The sequence below is a fragment of the Bacteroides xylanisolvens XB1A genome, from assembly GCF_000210075.1.
Classification (GTDB): Bacteria; Bacteroidota; Bacteroidia; order Bacteroidales; family Bacteroidaceae; genus Bacteroides; species Bacteroides xylanisolvens.
Window position 1 is genome coordinate 3,843,455 of the sequence record NC_021017.1, and the last position, 19,852, is coordinate 3,863,306.

Below are 19,852 nucleotides of genomic sequence, written 5' to 3' on the forward strand. Positions count from 1 at the left end.
TATAATCGTAAATAAGGTAAATGAAAAGATTTTCAGCAGGGTTGGTGCTGATGTTGCTATGCACCTTCTCAATTTTTGCACAGAATAAGGTTATTACCGTTTCGGGACGTGTGGTGGAATCCGATACTAAAGAGCCCGCAGCGCAGGCTACAGTTCAATTGTTGTCATTACCCGATAGCGCTTATGCCGCCGGTATAGCCAGTAGTAACCAGGGATGGTTTACTCTCCCCAAAGTAAAAGCCGGAAAATATGTGTTGAAAGTTTCCTATATTGGATTCCGAACCAAGCTCGTACCGGTACAATTATCTGCTAACGCCACTGATAAAAAATTGGGAACCATTACATTGGACCCTGATGCTGTCATGCTGAAGGAAGCGGTGATTACTGCTGAAGCTCCGCAGGTGGTCGTGAAAGAAGATACGCTGGAATATAACTCAACAGCTTACCGTACTCCCGAAGGGGCGATGCTCGAAGAGTTGGTGAAGAAACTTCCGGGAGCAGAAATAGACGATGACGGTAACGTCAAAATCAATGGTAAAGAAGTAAAGAAGATTATGGTGGATGGTAAAGAGTTCTTTGGTGGTGATGTGAAAACCGGATTGAAGAACTTACCGGTCAACATGATCGACAAACTGAAAACATACGATAAAAAGTCTGATTTGGCACGTGTTACCGGAATAGATGACGGAGAAGAAGAAACTGTTCTTGACCTGAAAGTGAAGAAAGGTATGAATCAAGGTTGGTTTGGTAATGCAAGTGTTGCCGGTGGTACAGAAGATCGTTACGGAAGCAACTTGATGTTGAATCGTTTTGTCGATAATAGCCAATTCTCTTTAATCGGTTCTGCTAATAATGTGAACGATCAGGGATTCTCCGGTGGAGGTGGCGGACCTCGTTTCCGGAACAGCAATGGTTTGACTGCTACCAAGATGTTAGGGGCTAACTTTGCTACCCAGACTGAAAAATTGGAACTGGGAGGTAGTGCCCGTTATAATTTCAGTGATCGGGATGCAACATCTACAAACTACTCGGAACGTTTCCTGCAAAATGGAAATTCTTATTCAAATTCGAACAGTAAGGGCCGCAATAAGAATACGAACTTTAATGCAGACTTTCGGTTGGAGTGGAAACCGGACACATTGACAAATATCATTTTCCGTCCGAATGTTTCTTATGGAAAGTCTAACAGTTATTCTATTTCCGAATCGGGTACTTTTAATGGAGATCCATTTAATTTGGTGTCTAATCCTAATGAGTTTTTGAATAAGATTTTCTGGGGAAGTACGGATGATCCTTTAGAAGCTATTCGTGTCAACGCCAGTAATAGTGAATCAAAATCTGAAGGGCAGAATCTCTCTGCAAATGCTTCTTTGCAAGTGAATCGTAGATTGAATAATCAGGGACGAAACATCACTTTCCGTGGTACATTTAGTTATGGGGATAATGACAGCGAACAGTTTAGTGAATCATTGACGCGTTATTTTGATGATAATGCAAAAAAAGAAGATGATGAGCGTAAACAATATACTACTTCTCCAACCAAGAATTATGATTATACTGCCGAACTGACTTATAGCGAACCGATTGCGAGAGCTACCTTCTTACAGTTCCGCTATAAATTTCAATATAAATATAGTGAAAGTGATAGAAGTACATACAGCTTGATTCCTGATGCAGATAAAGGACAGGATTGGTTTTGGAATTTTGGTGATGGCCTGCCTGTAGGATATGAAGAGAATAAAGATAGAGATTTGAGTAAGTATGCTCAATATAAATATTATAACCATGATATTAATGCAGGACTAAATATTATCCGCGAGAAATATAGATTGAACTTTGGAGTATCTTTGCAACCGCAGAACACCAGATTGGATTATAAGAAAGCCGAAGTAGATACTGTAGTAAAAAGAAATGTGTTCAATTTTGCTCCTAACGTTGATTTTCGTTACAGATTTTCTAAAGTCAGCCAGTTGCGCTTTACCTATCGGGGACGTGCAAGCCAGCCGAGTATGGAAAATTTGCTTGATGTAACTGATGACTCTAATCCGTTGAATATCCGTAAGGGTAATCCGGGATTGAAACCTTCTTTCTCTCATTCTATGCGTTTGTTTTATAATACTTATAATGCAGATAAACAGCGTGGCATGATGGCTCATGCAAACTTGAATATGACTCAAAATAGCATTACTAATGCCACTACTTATAATCAGAGTACTGGTGGAGTGACTGTTAAACCGGAGAATATCAACGGAAACTGGAATGCGATGGGAATGTTTGGATTCAATACTGCATTGAGAGATAAGCGGTTTACCATAAATTCTTTCTCCCGTGCTAATTATACCAATGCGGTTTCTTATCTTTTTAATGACGATACTAAAATAAATGACAAGAACACTAGTACGACACTGACTTTCGGAGAGAATTTGAATGGAACTTTCCGTAACGACTGGTTTGAATTTACCTTGAATGGTTCAATCAACTATAACTTTGAGCGAAATCAACTGCGTCCGGAAAACAATCAAGAACCCTATACATTTGGTTATGGTGCAAGTACTAATATCTCTTTACCTTGGAGTATGACGTTGTCTACCAATATCACTAATAACGCTCGTCGTGGTTATCGTGATGCCAGTATGAATAAGAATGAACTTATTTGGAATGCACAGATTGCCCAAAACTTCCTGAAAGGTAATGCCGCAACCATCAGTTTTGAAGTATATGATATTCTGCGGCAGCAATCTAATATCAGCCGTTCGTTAACAGCCGATATGCGTTCTGTTTCTGAATATAACGGAATTAATAGCTACTGCATGCTTCGTTTCTCTTATCGTCTGAATGTTTTTGGAAATAAAGAAGCTCGCGGCAATATGCGTCATGGCGGTTTTGATGGTGGTGGACCTCGTGGCCCGCGTGGTGGCTTTGGAGGTGGCAGACCACACTAAAGCAGAGTAATAGGTTTAAATAAAAACAGGAAGTCCCGGCACAACGATTCAATGTTGTTGCCGGGACTTCTTTGTTAATCCGAGAATTTACTCTATATTTGTTGTTTAGTATCCGTATGAAAGGAGATTCCTATGATTGATTGGAACTATATGCTTAGTCAGATAGCAACAGTGGCTTTTGATATTCTTTATTTTGGAGCCATTATCGGTACGATTGTCATCATCATTCTTGACAACCGGAATCCGGTTAAAACCATGGCATGGATACTCATATTACTTTTCCTTCCTATTGTCGGACTTGTCTTTTATTTTTTCTTTGGGCGGAGTCAACGTCGCGAACGTATCATTGGGCAAAAAAGCTACGACCGCTTATTGAAGAAACCAATGGCCGAATATCTCGCACAGGATTGTTCGGACGTTCCTTATGAATACTCCCGTCTTATTCAGCTTTTCCAGCAAACGAATCAAGCGTTTCCATTTGAGGGGAACCGTGTGGCAGTCTATACCGAAGGATATACCAAACTTCAATCATTGTTGCGTGAACTGCAAAAAGCGAAGCAGCATATCCACATGGAATATTACATCTTTGAAGATGACGCTATCGGGCGTATGGTCAGGGATGTGCTGATAGAAAAAGCTTCTCACGGGGTTGAAGTACGGGTTATCTATGATGATGTAGGTTGCTGGCATGTACCTAACCGTTTTTTTGAAGAAATGCGCAATGCCGGTATCGAAGTCAGGAGCTTTTTGAAAGTACGTTTTCCTTTATTTACCAGTAGGGTGAATTACCGTAACCATAGAAAGATTGTCGTTATTGACGGACGCGTGGGCTTCGTTGGGGGAATGAACCTGGCAGAACGTTATATGCGTGGCTTTTCTTGGGGGATTTGGCGCGATACGCATATCATGTTGGAAGGCAAGGCAGTGCATGGTTTACAAACAGCTTTTTTGCTTGATTGGTATTTTGTAGACCGTACGTTGATAACCGCTTCCCGTTATTTTCCGAAGATTGACTCTTGCGGAAGTTCTTTAGTGCAGATTGTCACGAGTGAGCCTATCGGGCCATGGAAAGAAATCATGCAGGGATTGACTGTTGCCATTACCAGTGCAAAAAAATATTTCTATATGCAAACACCTTATTTTTTGCCTACAGAACCAATATTAGCAGCTATGCAAACAGCAGCATTGTCTGGGGTGGATATACGCTTGATGTTACCGGAACGTGCAGATAACTGGATAACTCATCTTGGATCGCGTTCTTATTTGGCAGATGTGATGCAGGCAGGTGTTAAAGTCTATTTTTATAAGAAAGGTTTTCTACATTCTAAGCTGATGGTTTCAGATGATATGCTTTCCACTGTAGGCTCTACCAATGTTGACTTCCGTAGCTTTGAGCATAACTTTGAGGTGAATGCTTTTATGTATGACGTAGAAACTGCCCTTGAAATGAAAGAAATATTTCTTCAGGACCAGCGCGAAAGTACACAGATCTTTTTGAAGAATTGGGGCAGACGTTCGTGGAGACAAAAAGCTGCGGAGTCTATCGTGCGTTTATTGGCTCCGCTACTTTAATAAGGATGAAATTGTATTTGGATCTTATCTGAATAGTGAGAAGTTCACACTTCCATACACCCTTCTCTCAAAGAAATGTGGATTTTCTTCGAAATTATTATCTTTTCCATGCTCCAATACCAATAATCCTCCTTCTTTGAGAAGATTATTCTGAAAGATTAATTCGGGGATTGTTTCCAACTCTTTTAAAGCGTAGGGAGGATCGGCAAAAATGAAGTCGAACTGTTCGCGGCCATTCCTGATAAACTTGAATACATCTCCGCGTATCGGCAGACATTTGTCTGTCTGCACCTCTTTCATGATTTTGCAGATGAATGAGTGATGTGCAGGATCTTTTTCAATGCTGATAACACGGTCGCATCCACGGGATACCAGTTCGATACTGATGCTTCCTGTCCCGGCAAACAAATCAAGAGCTATTATTCCTTCTTCAAAATCGATATAGTTATTGAGTACATTAAACAGATTTTCTTTGGCGAAATCTGTCGTAGGGCGTGCTTTAAATGTTCGGGGCACGTCAAATCTTCTTCGTTTGTAAATACCGCTGATTACTCGCATGTTAATAAGGCTTGCATGTCAATATTAGTTGCAGGATTCATAATGAATACCTGTAGGATAAACTTTTTTAATTCACTCATTAAAACGTCTTTTTCCGGAAGTATTCCGGTTAGGTGTAACTCATCCCGTTCCTGATTAAACTCCAGTTGTTTCCAGGCGTACAATAAATAGTAAATACGGTCTTCTGTGTGCGTACATTCAAAGGAATTGGCCAGAAGCAGATGTCCTCGTTCAAAGCAATAGATGTCAATGCCGTCTTTGCGTACAGAAGCATACATCTTCTTACTGTTTCCCAGTCTGCTTTTTACAGAAAAATAATCGATGAATGGAGTAGATTGAGAATAGAAACGAGCTTCGGGATATTGTTCATTCAAAAAGGTCTGTGCGCTTTTATCTATGCCGAAGATGACAGCTACATTATTCTTTCTTAGAATATTATAGAGCACCGTTTCGTTTTCTCTTTTCTGATGATTATGATAAAACAGAAGTTCCGCCTGCCCCTCCTCAAATAAGTCTAATGGCGCAATTGTAAAACGCTTGCTTGCCATCATTATATTTACCCGTTTGTAAGGATGATTTAGGAAGTCCGATTCGTGAAAGACCGCCTTTAGATTGGCTGTAAGGGATAGAGATGTGTCTATCTCTTTCTCTATTATTGAAAGCGAATCGTCATGAATCGGGTTATAGATAGAAAAAGAAAATCCATCCGTACTAAGACGGATGGATAAAGTATATTGTTTTGATTTAGTAAAATCAATCATTATTCCCAGTTACCAGCACCATTGTTTGGAGTATCGATAGAACCTACCATCAAGCCGCTATATTTACCTAGTTTAGAATCCAGGTCTTTTAGGTTGATGATTTCTTGTTTGTCAAGTCCGCTCAAATAAGTTTCGTATGGAGCTTTCACTTCGAACAAATATACTGGAGCACCAGACTTGGCAGTGTCATTTTTCACATTCATTTCGAATTGAGCACCATTTCCGTGAGGAATATATTTCATAGAGTCGGCATTGAATCCTTTTGGATAGATAGTATCCAATACAGCTACCCACATAGTGTCACGTTTGAAGTTTTCAAGTCCCCATTTCTTAACTTCATCGTATCTACCGGTTTTCTTTGCTTTTTCGATGATAGCCATGGCTTTCTTTTCAGTCAGTCCGTCTTCCAATTGCTTGTCAGTTAACATTCCCATCTTCATAACGAACGGCAATTTTTGATTTTTAACGAAATCAATCAGTGTGTCTAATTTGGGTGCATACATTCCGCGGTGCAGCGAACGGTATTCCTGCTGTGCCTTACGGATGTCGATCAAACGGGCAATGACTGCTTTTTCTCTTTCTTTTTTTGCGTTTTCAAAATTGATAGGACCCATAATGCTGGTGTAACAGATGTAAATCAGTGCAGCAGCACAAAGCACCAATACAATATTAAATACTGTTTTCATGATAAATTATGTTTTTAGTTGTTATATTCGCATCGCAAAAATAGAATAAATAAATTTAAATACGATAGTTCCTCGAACTTTTTTCTCGTACAAAAATGATAAATAACTATTTAGAAAGGCAAATTAAGGAAAATTTTCCTTATCAGCCAACTTTAGAGCAGGAAATTGCTGTAAAATCTCTTTCAGAGTTTCTGCTGTCCACACTGGCAGATGAAGTCTTTATCTTAAGAGGGTATGCTGGTACTGGTAAAACATCGTTGGTAGGGGCATTGGTGAAAACGATGGATCAGCTGCAGCAGAAATCTGTATTGTTGGCTCCTACAGGACGTGCGGCAAAAGTTTTTTCAGCGTATGCAGGACATCCGGCTTTTACTATTCATAAAAAAATATATAGACAACAATCTTTTTCTAATGAGCTTAGTAACTTTTCGATCAATGACAATTTAGCTACCAATACATTGTTTATTGTCGACGAGGCTTCCATGATTTCAAACGAAGGACTGTCGGGCAGTATGTTTGGAACAGGACGTTTATTGGATGATTTGGTGCAATTTGTGTATTCGGGACAAGGTTGCCGGCTCTTGTTGATGGGAGATACCGCACAGCTTCCCCCGGTAGGTGAGGAGTTGAGTCCTGCGCTTTTTGCTGATGCATTGAAAGGTTATGGACTTGAAGTACGTGAGATTGATCTTACCCAAGTGGTTCGGCAGGTGCAAGAATCCGGAATATTGTGGAATGCCACGCAGTTGAGGCAACTGATAGCGGAGGATGATTGTTATTCTTTACCTAAAATAAAAATAACAGGTTTTCCTGATATAAAGATGATGCCGGGTACGGAATTGATTGATGCCATTACCAGTTGTTATGAACATGACGGCATGGATGAGACGATTGTGATTTGTCGTTCAAATAAACGCGCGAACCTATATAATAACGGAATACGTGCACAGATCCTTTGGCGGGAAGATGAACTGAATACAGGAGATATGTTGATGATAGCCAAAAATAATTATTATTGGACGGAGCAATATAAGGAAATGGACTTCATTGCCAATGGAGAAATTGCAGTCGTGCGTCGTGTCCGTAAGACACGGGAGATGTATGGTTTTCGCTTTGCGGAAGTGACTCTCAGATTTCCTGACCAGAATGATTTTGAATTGGATGCGAATCTATTATTGGATACCTTACGTTCGGACTCACCTGCATTGTCGAAAGAAGACAATGACCGATTGTTCTATACGGTACTTGAGGATTATATAGATATTCCAAACAAAAGAGACCGGATGAAAAAGATGAAAGCCGATCCACATTACAATGCTTTACAGGTGAAATATGCATACGCAATAACCTGTCATAAAGCGCAAGGCGGACAGTGGCAGAATGTATTTTTAGATCAGGGGTATATGACAGATGAATATTTGACTCCAGATTATTTCCGGTGGTTGTATACCGCCTTCACTCGGGCGACGAAGACACTGTATTTGGTGAATTATCCGAAAGAGCAGGTAGAATAGATGGTTGGAATATCAAATATGAAATCAGTTAGTTTGAAATCAACTGATTTCAAACTAACTGATTTCATACTTTATTCCTATTTTTGCACCAAAACAGATGAATATGGAAACTCCTTTTTTATATGGGCGAATAGCTGAAAACGAGAATTTTACGAATCGTAGGAATGAAACAGAGTTCTTAAAGAAAAACTTTAAAGGGCTGATAAATACTGTTATTATATCTCCTCGTCGTTGGGGAAAGGCGTCTTTGGTACATAAAGTCGCTAAATTGATATCTGAGGAAGAAAAGGATGTTATCATTTGTCAGGTTGATATTTTTAATTGTCGTACAGAAGAAGAGTTTTATACTGTTTTTGCAAATTCCTTATTAAAATCTACCACTACTGTTTGGGAAGAATTTGTCGGTGGGGTAAAGAAATACTTGGGACGGCTGGCTCCTATAGTTTCTATATCTGATGCAACTCAAACTTATGAACTTTCGTTTGGTATTGAATTTAAGGACAGTCGTTTGTCTTATGATGAAATTTTGGATTTGCCTCAGGTGATTGCTAATGATACGAAAAAAAGGATTGTTGTTTATATTGACGAGTTTCAAAATATCAATGAATATGAAGAACCATTGGCTTTTCAACGTAAACTTCGTTCCCATTGGCAAAAGCATACTTCAGTTTGTTATTGTTTGTATGGTAGTAAGCGGCATATGTTGCTGAATATATTTAATAACTATGGTATGCCATTTTATAAATTTGGTGATATTCTTTTTCTTTCAAAGATAGAACGTGCGGAGTGGGTTACTTTTATTTCTGAACGTTTTGCTGATACGGGAAAACAGATCTCAACAGAATTGGCAGGACTTATTGCCGATAAGATGAAAAATCATCCTTACTATACTCAACAATTAAGTCAACAAGTTTGGTTTCGTACGCCGGATAGCGGTTGTACGAAAGAAATTGTTGAAGAGGCTTTTAGTAGCTTGATTGCTCAATTGAGTCTGTTATTTGCTAATGTTGTTGATTCTTTAACACCCAAACAACTTAATTTTTTGCTTGCAGTAGCTGATGGGGTTTCTAATTTCTTTTCAAAAGAAGTGTTGACCAAATATAAATTAGGTACATCTGCCAATATTAAAAATTTGCGTAAGGCAACATTGGGAAAGGATTTAATTGATGTATTGTTTGGAAATATCATTGAAATTCAAGATCCTGCATTTGAATACTGGTTGAAATATGTGTATAGATAGTAAGATTTACTATCACGTCAATTAAAAAATGAAAACCACAATATTAATGTCTGCTTACTTTAATATTGCGTTTTTTCCTTGTATATTCATAAGGATTGGTATGATGCCTTTATTGATAGTCTTTATGATTTTATAAAAATTGAACAGACTCCAATTTTTATAAAAAAAATCTCTTTTTCTTTATAAATTATTGATTTCCAGTTAGGATGAATAGAAAAGATACTCATTATGGGAAAGTAAATATGAGATTATATTTATTTTTTTTCAAAATCCTCTAAGTGTTTTTTAAGGTATGGGTTGTTATATAAATGTGAATCGAGAATAATACATAGAATTTCGATTCTAATTTTTGTTTAAAAACTAATGTTTAATCTTAAATTCAAATGTATGAGAATCAATGACTCGTGTAGAGGCTCGAAGATTTTTCGGGCATTGTTGATCTTGTTGCTATTCGCCCTTCCGGCACAATCTGCAATAGCACAGTTGACAATTAGGATCTCCAATTCTTCTTTAGGAACTGTGATTAAGCAAATCCAGTCTCAATCTAAGTATCAATTTTTTTATGATGACAATTTGGCTTCAATGCGCATAGAGTCATTGAATGTTAAAGATGTTTCTTTGGTAGAAGTACTGGACAAGGCTTTGAAGGGGAAAGATATCGTTTATAAAATTGATGACAATGTCGTTTATTTGTCGAAAGCAAATGCATCTTCTACGACAAAGTCGGCTCAACAACAACAGAAAGTAACAGGTAAGGTGGTAGATGCTAATAACGAACCTCTGATTGGTGTTTCCGTCTTGGAAAAAGGAACCACTAATGGTACTATTACTGATTTTGATGGTAATTATACATTGGTCGTTACAGGTTCAGATGCAGTTTTGCAATTTTCGTATGTTGGGTATCAAACATTGGAGAGAGCTGTAGCAGGCAATACTGCTATTAATATTACTTTAAAAGAAGATGCTCAAGTCTTGGAGGAAGTCGTAGTTACGGCATTGGGAATCAAACGCTCAGAGAAAGCGCTGTCTTACAATGTACAGCAAGTAAACGCTGATGCGGTGACTGCCAATAAAGACCCTAACTTTATCAATTCATTGAGTGGTAAAGTAGCCGGTGTTAATATCAATGCTTCTTCGTCCGGAGTGGGCGGTATGTCCAAGGTAGTGATGCGTGGTACAAAATCTATCATGCAGTCTTCCAATGCATTGTATGTAGTAGACGGTGTTCCAATGTACTCCAATGCAAATAAAGTGAACGGAACGGAGTTTTCTTCTAAAGGAAATACTGAGCCGATTGCCGACATTAACCCGGAAGATATTGAATCAATGTCTGTGCTGACTGGTGCGGCAGCAGCTGCGCTTTACGGTTCCGATGCTGCCAATGGTGCGATTATCATTACTACTAAAAAAGGAAAAGAAGGTCGTGTGAATATCACTGTGAACAGTAGTGTTGAGTTTAACGCTCCTTTGGTAATGCCCCGTTTCCAGACACGTTATGGTACAGGTATTGGTGGTGTGAAAGATGATAACTCCAGTCGTAGCTGGGGTCCTAAACTGACAGAGGCCAGATATTTCGGATATAATCCTCGTGATGATTATTTTCAGACAGGTGTTATCGGTACAGAAAGCGTATCGTTCTCTACCGGTTCGGAAAAGAACCAAACTTATGCTTCCGCTGCAGCGGTTAATTCAAAAGGTCTCGTTCCTAACAACAAATATGACCGTTATAATTTCAACGTGCGTAATACTACTTCATTCCTCGATGATAAAATGACATTGGATGTAAATGCCAGCTACATTTTGCAGAAAGACCGCAATATGGTGAACCAGGGTACTTACAACAATCCATTGGTAGGAGCTTACTTGTTCCCTCGCGGCAATGATTGGGAAGATATTAAAATGTACGAACGCTATGACGTTGCACGTAAGATTTATACTCAGTACTGGCCGACAGGTGATGGTAATATGACTATGCAGAATCCTTATTGGGTGAACTACCGTAACTTGCGTGAAAATAAGAAAGACCGCTATATGTTAGGTGCAAGTCTGAATTATCAGATTCTTGACTGGTTGAGTGTTTCCGGACGTGTTCGCCTGGATAATTCTAACAATGATTATACGGAAAAGGCTTATGCCAGTACAAATACTCAGCTGACAGAGCTGTCTGATCGTGGCCTTTATGGCATTTCCAGAAGCTACGAAAAGCAGTTGTATGCAGACTTCCTGGTAAGTGTGAACAAAACATTCGGCGAAAAATGGTCTTTACAGGCTAATATGGGTGGATCGTTTACTGATATGCGATATGATGAAATGGCTGTACGCGGACCTATTGCTGATGATTCACAAACATTTGCCGGTGAAAAGGCTGGATTGACAAACGGTTTCTATATTCAAAACCTGAGTACGACTAAGACAAACAAAATGCAGACTGGATGGCGTGAACAGACTCAGTCTATCTATGCATCTGCCGAAGTTGGTTACCAAAGTACTTATTATCTGACATTGACAGGTCGTAATGACTGGCCTTCACAGTTGGCAGGTCCTAACTCCGTCAATAAATCATTCTTCTATCCTTCGGTAGGTATGTCTGTAGTGTTGTCTGAGTTGATGCCTAAATTGAATAAGGACTATCTGTCTTACTGGAAGATACGCGGTTCTTTTGCTTCTGTGGGTACAGCATTCAAAAGATATATAGCTAATCCTCTGTTTACATGGAATACTAGTATTGGTCAGTGGAGTAACCTGACTGACTTCCCGGTATATAATTTGAAACCGGAACGTACTAATTCTTTTGAAGTGGGTATGAATATGCGTTTCTTCAAGAACTTCGAACTAGATGTGACTTATTATAACGCCAAGACAATGAATCAGACATTCAATCCTGAGTTGCCGGTAGGTGAATATGCGCGTATCTACATTCAGACAGGTGCAGTTCGCAATCAAGGTCTTGAGTTAGCGTTGAACTACAATAATACATGGAAAGATTTTACTTGGAATACAGGAGTTACTTATTCAATGAACAAGAACAAGATTCTTACCTTAGCTGATAATGCCATCAATCCTATTACTGGCGAGAAATTCTCTATTTCTTCTTTGAATATGGGTGGCTTGGGTAGTACCCGTTTCATCCTGAAAGAAGGTGGAAGCATGGGTGACATTTACTCCTTGATGGATTTGAAGAGAGATGCCAATGGAGCTGTTTATATCGATGAGAACAACAGTGTTGTAACAGAGAGTCTGGAAGCTAATAATTACATCAAATTAGGAAGTGTATTGCCGAAAGGAAACTTGGCATGGCGTAACAATTTCAGTTGGAAAAACATTAATGTGGCATTCCTTGTATCAGCTCGTCTGGGTGGAGTTGTATTCTCACGTACACAAGCTGTTCTCGATAATTTCGGAGTTTCTGAAGCATCTGCTGCTGCACGTGACAAAGGTTATGTATCGGTAAATGGAAACGACCGTGTAAATCCGGAAGGCTGGTATTCAGTAGTAGCTGGTGGTACGGCTGTTCCTCAGTATTACATTTATTCCGCTACTAATATTCGTTTGCAGGAAGCTTCTATCGGTTATACTATTCCGAGAAAATGGCTGGGCAATGTGTGTGATATCAAAGTTTCATTGATCGGACGTAATCTTTGGATGATCTACAACAAGGCTCCTTTCGATCCTGAAAGCGTGGCATCTACTGATAACTTCTATCAGGGAATTGACTACTTTATGATGCCTTCATTGCGTAATATTGGCTTTAATCTGAGCTTTAAATTCTAAATAAATCAAGATAGGTATGAAAAATATAATAAATAAAATAGTACTTGGATCTCTTACCGTTGCCCTGTCTTCGTGTATCGGTAACTATGAGAATATCAATTCCAACCCATATGAAGCTCCTGATTTGTCAGCGGATGGATACGCTTTGGGATCTGCCATGAATAATCTGGCCGGTTGCGTGGTATCACCGGATGTAAATACAGCTCAGTTCACAGACTGCTTGTTGGGCGGACCTTTAGGCGGATATTTTGCCGATTCTAATGCTGGCTTTACTGAGGCTATCTCCACTTTTAATCCGAAAGACGACTGGAGCCGTGTGTTTCTGAAAAGTGATAAGATTATTCCGACATTATATTCTAATCTGACCCAAGTGAAACTGGTATCACAGAATACGAATGATCCGGTTCCTTATGCCATTGCACAAGTGATAAAGGTGGCAGCTATGCATCGTGTAACTGATGCTTTTGGTCCGATACCTTATTCTCAGATAGGTGCGAATGGCGAAATTGCTACTCCTTATGATTCTCAGGAAGTGACATATAATACATTCTTCGATGAGTTGAATGCAGCTATTGCCACACTCAATGAGAATTCTAACGAACAGCTCGTTCCTACAGCCGACTATATATATAAAGGTGATGTAAAGAAGTGGATCAGATTTGCCAACTCACTGAAGTTGCGTCTTGCTATCCGTATAGCTTATGCTAATCCGGTGAAAGCTCAACAGATGGCTGAAGAAGCTGTGAATCCTGCAAACGGAGGTGTCATTGAATCGAATGCGGACAATGCAACATGGAACTACTTTGAGACTTCACAAAATCCTATTTATGTAGCTACCCGCTACAATCAGGTACAGACTTCCGATCATGGCGGCGTACCCTGTTTGACTGGTGGTGATACGCATGCTGCTGCTGATATCATCTGCTATATGAATGGTTACAAGGATAACAGACGTGAAAAGTTCTTCACAAAATCCGAATGGGTAGGACAGGGCTATGTAGGAATGCGTCGTGGTATTGTCATTCCCGAACTGAAGACAACCGGACATAAATACTCTGGGGTGAACATTGCTCCTACATCTCCGCTTTATTGGATGAATGCAGCCGAAGTAGCTTTCTTACGTGCTGAAGGACAAGCTGTTTTCAACTTCAGCATGGGTGGTACAGCCGAATCATTCTATAATCAAGGTATCCGTCTGTCATTTGAACAATGGGGGGTAGACGGTGCAGAAGACTATCTGAAAGATGATGTAAACGAACCGACTGCATATACCGATCCGGCAGGTACGAATACTTATCAGAATGCTCTGTCCAATATCACTATTAAATGGAATGATAGTGCCGACAAAGAAGAGAAGCAAGAACGCATTATCGTACAGAAGTGGATTGCTAACTGGCAATTAGGTAATGAAGCTTGGGCAGACTTCCGCCGTACCGGATATCCGAAACTGATCCCGGTGAAAGAAAATAAGAGCGGTGGTGTAGTTGATTCAGAGAAAGGTGCACGTCGTATGCCTTATCCGTTGGATGAATTTGTCAGCAACAAGGCAAATGTAGAATATGCGATTGCCAACTACCTGCACGGTGCAGATAATATGGCTACAGATGTATGGTGGGCTTCTAAAAAATAATATTAAACTTAAAGGAAAGTATATATGAAAAATAACCTGAAATATAGATTGTCTGCTCTGCTGTTTCTGGCATCAGCTCTGACAATAACTTCATGTAGTGATTGGACAGATGTGGAAAGTCTCCAATTGAATACTCCTACATTTGAAGAGCAGAATCCTCAGTTGTATGCTGACTATCTGAAGGATTTGAACAGATATAAGTCTGAAGAACATAAGGTCACTTTTGTTTCTTTCGAGAACCCTAAGGGATCTCCCGGCAAGCAGGCTGAACGTTTGACCGTCGTACCTGACAGCGTTGATTTCATTTGTCTGAATAATCCGGAAGTAAGTCCCGAAGTACAGGCAGAAATGGTCAAAATACGCGAGAAAGGAACTCGTACGGTTTACAGTATTGATTATTCCAGCATTGAAAATGCCTGGAAGGAGAAAGTAAAAGCCGAACCGGAGTTGACAGAAGAGGATGCTCTTCAGTATATCGGTGAACGCACTAATGAGATGTTGGCACTTTGTGACAAATATAACTTTGATGGTGTTATTGCTGATTATACGGGGCGTTCACTGGTGAGCCTTCCGGAGGCAGCTCTGAAAGAATATAATGACCGTCAACAGAAGTTTTTTGGCGAGGTGATGAACTGGCAAGGCAATCATGATGACAAGACTCTGGTATTCTACGGAAATGTACAATATTTAGTGCCGGAGAATATGGATATGTTAAGCAAGTTTGACTACATCATGTTGAAAACTGCTTCTTCTACCAATGCTGATGATCTTGCTTTAAAAGCATATTTAGCTATTCAGGCAGGTATAGATGCAGTAGGCGGTACAGAAGGGGGAGTGAATCCTGTTCCTGTTGATCGTTTTATCGTTTGTGTCGAATTGCCGCAGGCTGACGATAAGGATAAAGTGAAGGGTTACTGGAGTACAGTAGATGAAAAAGGCAATAAACTAGTAGCAGCTCCGGGAGCAGCCCAGTGGATGGTTGAAGCATCTCCTAATTACACCCGGAAAGGAATCTTTATTATGAATGTCCATAATGATTATTATAACAATACTTATGGATATGTGCGTGAAGTTATTCGTATTATGAATCCTAATAAATAAGAATAGAAATGAAACTCTATAAATATTGTTTTGCGCTTTTGGCTCTTACAACAGTCACAGTGAGTGGTTGTAAGAATGAAGATATCAATGAAGAGCATCATTATGACAATAAACTCTATGTTAGCTCGGCTCCTGTTTGTGATGATTTGCTGATTAAGCCCAGTATAACTGAGGCTACCCGTGAACTTAGCTATCGTATAGCATCGCCGGCAGAACAAGATATTCAAATAAGCTTTGATGCGGCTCCCGCTATGACAGCAGCATATAATTTGATTTACAATGATAATGCAACTGCACTGGATTCATATTTTTATAATATACCAACAAAAACTACTACTATTAAGGCAGGGGATATTTCCAGTGATAATATTGTGATTGACTTTAAGAATACCAACGAATTGGATAAGTCAAAACGCTATGTATTGCCCGTCACCATTCTAGATGCATCCAATATTGATGTACTTGAAAGTGCCCGTACTGCTTATTTCATATTTAAGGGTGCTGCCCTTATTAATGTAGTGGCAAATATCAAAGAAATCTATTTCCCAATTAACTGGAAGAGCAGTGTGAATGGTCTTTCTACTGTTACTATTGAGGCTTTGGTTCGTAGTGAAGACTGGGTGGCAGGACGTGAAAATGCCCTGAGTTCTGTTTTCGGTATTGAAGGTAAATTCCTTGTACGTATTGGTGATGCTGACCGTCCACGTGATCAAGTTCAGGTAGTAGCTCCCGGTGGTAATTTCCCAGGTCCGAATGTTGTTCCGGGTTTACCGATTAATGAGTGGGTACACATTGCCATTGTTTATGATAATACGACAAAAGAACGAATCTATTATAAAGATGGTGTGCTTGTTTATAAAGACGAAGCAGCTTCAGGTAATGTATCTTTGAGCAGTGGTTGTTATATTGGTCGCGCTTGGGATGATACTCGTTGGTTGCCGGGAGATATTTCAGAAGTCCGCGTGTGGTCAGTGCAAAGAACGGCAGAGCAAATTGCCACTAATCCTTATGAAGTAGATCCTGCCAGTGAAGGACTGGTTGCTTACTGGAAGTTTAATGAAGGTGCCGGAAATGTTATTACCGACCAGACTGGACATGGTAATGATATTACAGGTTCGGGCGATCCTACTTGGGTAAAAGTAGAGATTCCTAAGATAAATTAATTGTTGGTTTAATCTTTTATTCAAGAATTCATTATGAATATGAAATATATAACTTCGGGTTTGTTCGCTGCCATGATTGTGAGCAGTACTGCATTCTTGACCTCTTGTGCTGATGATCTTGAGGTCGGAAAGAATATTGATGAGTCGGCCTACAGTGGCATTTATGAAAATAATGCATATCTGCGTGATGGAAAGTCGAACTTAGTTTCTAAGGTTGTCGAATTGCACGGTGAGACTTATGCCACTACCGTAAAAATGGGGTTGAGCAAGACACCTAATACAGCTACATCGGCAAAAGTGAAAATTGATGCTGCTTATTTGGAAACGTATAATAAAGCGCATAATACAGATTTTGCATTGTATCCGCAGGACCTGGTTACCTTTGCTAACGAAGGAATACTTACAGTGAACGCTAATACTAAATCAGCGGAGGTAGAGATGACTATTCGGGCAGGAGAAGGTCTGCAGGAAGATAAAACATATGCTATTCCGGTAGCTATCAGTGATCAGAGCAGTGATATCACTATTAAAGATGAAGATGCGAAACATTGTATTTATCTGGTGAAAGATATGCGAAATGCCGGTGATGCATATAAAGGAGAAGGTGTAATGCAAGGTTATTTGTTCTTTGAAGTAAATGACGTAAATCCGCTGAATACTCTTTCTTTCCAATTAGAGAATGGAAAACTTCTTTGGGATGTTGTTGTACTGTTTGCTGCTAATATCAACTATGATGCTGAAGCAGGACGTCCTCGTGTACAATGTAACCCGAATGTACAGTATCTGTTGGATAATAATGAAACTCTTCTTCAGCCACTGCGTAGACGTGGTGTGAAAGTATTGTTAGGACTGCTTGGTAACCATGACATTACAGGCTTGGCACAGCTTTCCGAACAAGGTGCTAAAGACTTTGCCCGTGAAGTTGCCCAGTATTGTAAGGCATATAACTTGGATGGAGTAAATTATGACGATGAGTATTCAAACAGTCCTGATTTGAGCAATCCGTCTCTTACTAATCCAAGTACGGCTGCTGCAGCTCGTCTGTGTTATGAAACCAAACAGGCAATGCCGGATAAACTGGTTACTGTATTTGATTGGGGACAGATGTATGGTGTAGCTACTGTTGACGGGGTAGATGCAAAAGAATGGATAGATATTGTGGTAGCCAACTATGGTAGTGCTGCATATCCTATCGGACAAATGACAAAGAAACAATGCTCCGGTATTTCAATGGAATTCAACTTAGGCGGTGGCGGTAGCTTATCAGCTTCTAAAGCTCAAAGTATGATAGATGGAGGGTATGGATGGTTTATGGGATTTGCTCCAAGTCCGGCTAAATATGGTAGTGTTTTCAGCCGTCTTCAAGGTGGTGGTGAAGTATTGTACGGGTCTAATGTAGCAGCACCGACTATATTCTACAAGAAGAATGATCCGACGCCATATAAATATCCGGATGATCTTTAAATAAAATAGGAACAAATAAAAAACAAGAATATGAAAGCACATTATAAACTCTTTTTATCTCTGGCAATAGGATCATTCGTTACTTTTGCTGGATGTCAGGATGATGAGGTGGTGGATTTGGTTAAATATCCGGTGAATCAGCCTACTATAACGATTGACGATGCGGAAGGAGCGTCTAAAGCGGCGTTAACTGCAGTTTACAAATCTGATGGTACATTGGAATTAGATGGTCCTGTCACTAGAACTTATACATTCCATTTTGTTGCATCACCGGAAGATGCTACAGTGACTTTTGATATTATAAATACTAATATCCCAAAAGAAAATGTAGAGATCAGTGCCACTAAAGTAGTTCTTCCTGCCGGTTCAACAGATGCTTCTGTCACTGTGGCTTTGAAGGATGAAGATTTTAGTTTTGCAGTACCCAATTATGATGCGGCAACCTACGAACTGGGTGTGAAAGCCAGTGTGGAAGGATATAAGATAGGAACTGAACCAATAGAATCTAAAGTTGTAATAGAGAAGGAAGCATACACAGCTTCATGCTCTGTGGTTGGTGAGAGCGGTAATAACGTTACATTTGAACGTGCTTTCTCTCAAGGAGCGATTGTCAATCCTGATCCTATATCCTATACTTTCAAGATGAAGTTGGATAAGCCGGCAAGAAAAGACGTAAAGGTGAAACTTGCCACTACAGGGCTGGACGAACAATTTATGAATGATATCACTGTTACTCCTGCTGAAATCATCATACCTGCTGGAGAGTTAGAATCAGCAGACATTACATGGTCTATTACCGACGCCTTCTTGTTGACAACTGCAGATCCTGAAACTCATACGCTTGTGGTGACTGCTTCGGCAGAAAGTGAAGACCCTGTTGTTGTAGAAAATAAGAAGGAGAACTTCCTGACTTTCAATGTCAATAAAGTCTTCAGAAACTTTGGATATGTATCCGATAAGGTTACTAATTGGGTTGAACTGGCTAAAACTGGTTGGTCGGTAGAATTGGATCCGAGTCTTTGGGGGAATGGTAATGTGCTTATTGACGGCAAAGGTGGAAGCGGTGGAAATGATGTCTATAAGCAGGGTGATTTCTGGTTTGTTGTTGATATGAAGTCGGAAAAGACAATGACCGGTTTTGGTATTGATTATTATAATAATGGTTCGGCATCATCTCCTAAGAAGGTAACTATTTCTACCTCAATGGATAATGAAACATGGGTTACGCAAGGTTCACTTGATACTCCTCAGGCGTATAACCATTATTTCCAATTCTTTACTCCTCAAAACACTCGCTATGTGAAGGTTGAACTAGAGGGACGTTATAATAGATTTATTGATTTAACTGAAGTTTATATCTACAACGCTCAGTAAGGTCTAGTCATTAGCATACAAGTTAATTTTAGAGTCGGGCTTCATTCAGAAAGCCTGGCTCTTTTTTTGTATTTCT

13 protein-coding genes are annotated in these 19,852 nt (G+C 39.7%); 10 read left to right on the forward strand and 3 right to left on the reverse strand.

The window, feature by feature from the left end; genetic code table 11:
• Positions 1–20: 20 nt before the first annotated feature.
• Both BXY_RS14860 and cls read left to right on the forward strand, forming a co-directional pair.
• Positions 21–2,942, forward strand: a complete 2,922-nt coding sequence (locus tag BXY_RS14860; RefSeq protein ID WP_004311007.1) for a TonB-dependent receptor — start codon at positions 21–23, stop codon at positions 2,940–2,942.
• 132 nt (positions 2,943–3,074) lie between these two features.
• Positions 3,075–4,514, forward strand: a complete 1,440-nt coding sequence (cls, locus tag BXY_RS14865) for a cardiolipin synthase (RefSeq protein WP_004301164.1) — start codon at positions 3,075–3,077, stop codon at positions 4,512–4,514.
• A 24-nt stretch (positions 4,515–4,538) separates the two neighbouring features.
• Here the strand turns inward: cls and BXY_RS14870 are convergent, their stop codons facing one another.
• From BXY_RS14870 to BXY_RS14880, 3 genes are read right to left on the reverse strand one after another with little or no spacing between them, the layout of a single operon-like run.
• Positions 4,539–5,072 carry an RsmD family RNA methyltransferase gene (locus tag BXY_RS14870; RefSeq protein ID WP_015532337.1) on the reverse strand — a complete coding sequence of 178 codons (534 nt, stop codon included), beginning with the start codon at positions 5,070–5,072 and terminating at the stop codon, positions 4,539–4,541.
• On the reverse strand, positions 5,063–5,833 hold the full coding sequence (locus BXY_RS14875) for a DUF3822 family protein (RefSeq protein ID WP_004323629.1): 771 nt from the start codon (positions 5,831–5,833) through the stop codon (positions 5,063–5,065). Before BXY_RS14875 ends, BXY_RS14870 begins: the two co-directional genes overlap by 10 nt.
• Positions 5,833–6,519 (reverse strand): hypothetical protein, encoded by a 687-nt coding sequence (locus BXY_RS14880; RefSeq protein WP_004301363.1) that lies wholly within the window; start codon positions 6,517–6,519, stop codon positions 5,833–5,835. Before BXY_RS14880 ends, BXY_RS14875 begins: the two co-directional genes overlap by 1 nt.
• Positions 6,520–6,614: 95 nt before the next feature.
• Here BXY_RS14880 and BXY_RS14885 point away from each other — a divergent pair, with 95 nt between their 5' ends.
• From BXY_RS14885 to BXY_RS14920, 8 genes are all read left to right on the forward strand, one after another.
• The gene (locus BXY_RS14885; protein ID WP_015532338.1) at positions 6,615–8,033 is read left to right on the forward strand and encodes an ATP-dependent DNA helicase; all 1,419 of its coding nucleotides are present in this window, start codon (positions 6,615–6,617) and stop codon (positions 8,031–8,033) included.
• A 97-nt stretch (positions 8,034–8,130) separates the two neighbouring features.
• Positions 8,131–9,273, forward strand: coding sequence for an AAA family ATPase (locus BXY_RS14890; protein WP_009039017.1), 1,143 nt, complete (start codon positions 8,131–8,133; stop codon positions 9,271–9,273).
• A gap of 387 nt (positions 9,274–9,660) precedes the next feature.
• Positions 9,661–13,044 (forward strand): SusC/RagA family TonB-linked outer membrane protein, encoded by a 3,384-nt coding sequence (locus BXY_RS14895; RefSeq protein WP_009039018.1) that lies wholly within the window; start codon positions 9,661–9,663, stop codon positions 13,042–13,044.
• 16 nt (positions 13,045–13,060) lie between these two features.
• Complete coding sequence (locus tag BXY_RS14900; RefSeq protein ID WP_015532339.1) at positions 13,061–14,674, forward strand: RagB/SusD family nutrient uptake outer membrane protein; 1,614 nt, start codon at positions 13,061–13,063, stop codon at positions 14,672–14,674.
• A 24-nt stretch (positions 14,675–14,698) separates the two neighbouring features.
• Positions 14,699–15,775, forward strand: coding sequence for a glycoside hydrolase family 18 (locus tag BXY_RS14905; protein ID WP_009039020.1), 1,077 nt, complete (start codon positions 14,699–14,701; stop codon positions 15,773–15,775).
• A gap of 8 nt (positions 15,776–15,783) precedes the next feature.
• On the forward strand, positions 15,784–16,938 hold the full coding sequence (locus tag BXY_RS14910) for a DUF1735 and LamG domain-containing protein (RefSeq protein ID WP_009039021.1): 1,155 nt from the start codon (positions 15,784–15,786) through the stop codon (positions 16,936–16,938).
• Between the two features lie 33 nt (positions 16,939–16,971).
• Positions 16,972–18,402 carry a BT_3987 domain-containing protein gene (locus tag BXY_RS14915; protein WP_008760902.1) on the forward strand — a complete coding sequence of 477 codons (1,431 nt, stop codon included), beginning with the start codon at positions 16,972–16,974 and terminating at the stop codon, positions 18,400–18,402.
• Positions 18,403–18,432: 30 nt separating this feature from the next.
• Positions 18,433–19,776, forward strand: a complete 1,344-nt coding sequence (locus BXY_RS14920; protein ID WP_015532340.1) for a DUF4989 domain-containing protein — start codon at positions 18,433–18,435, stop codon at positions 19,774–19,776.
• Positions 19,777–19,852: the final 76 nt, after the last annotated feature.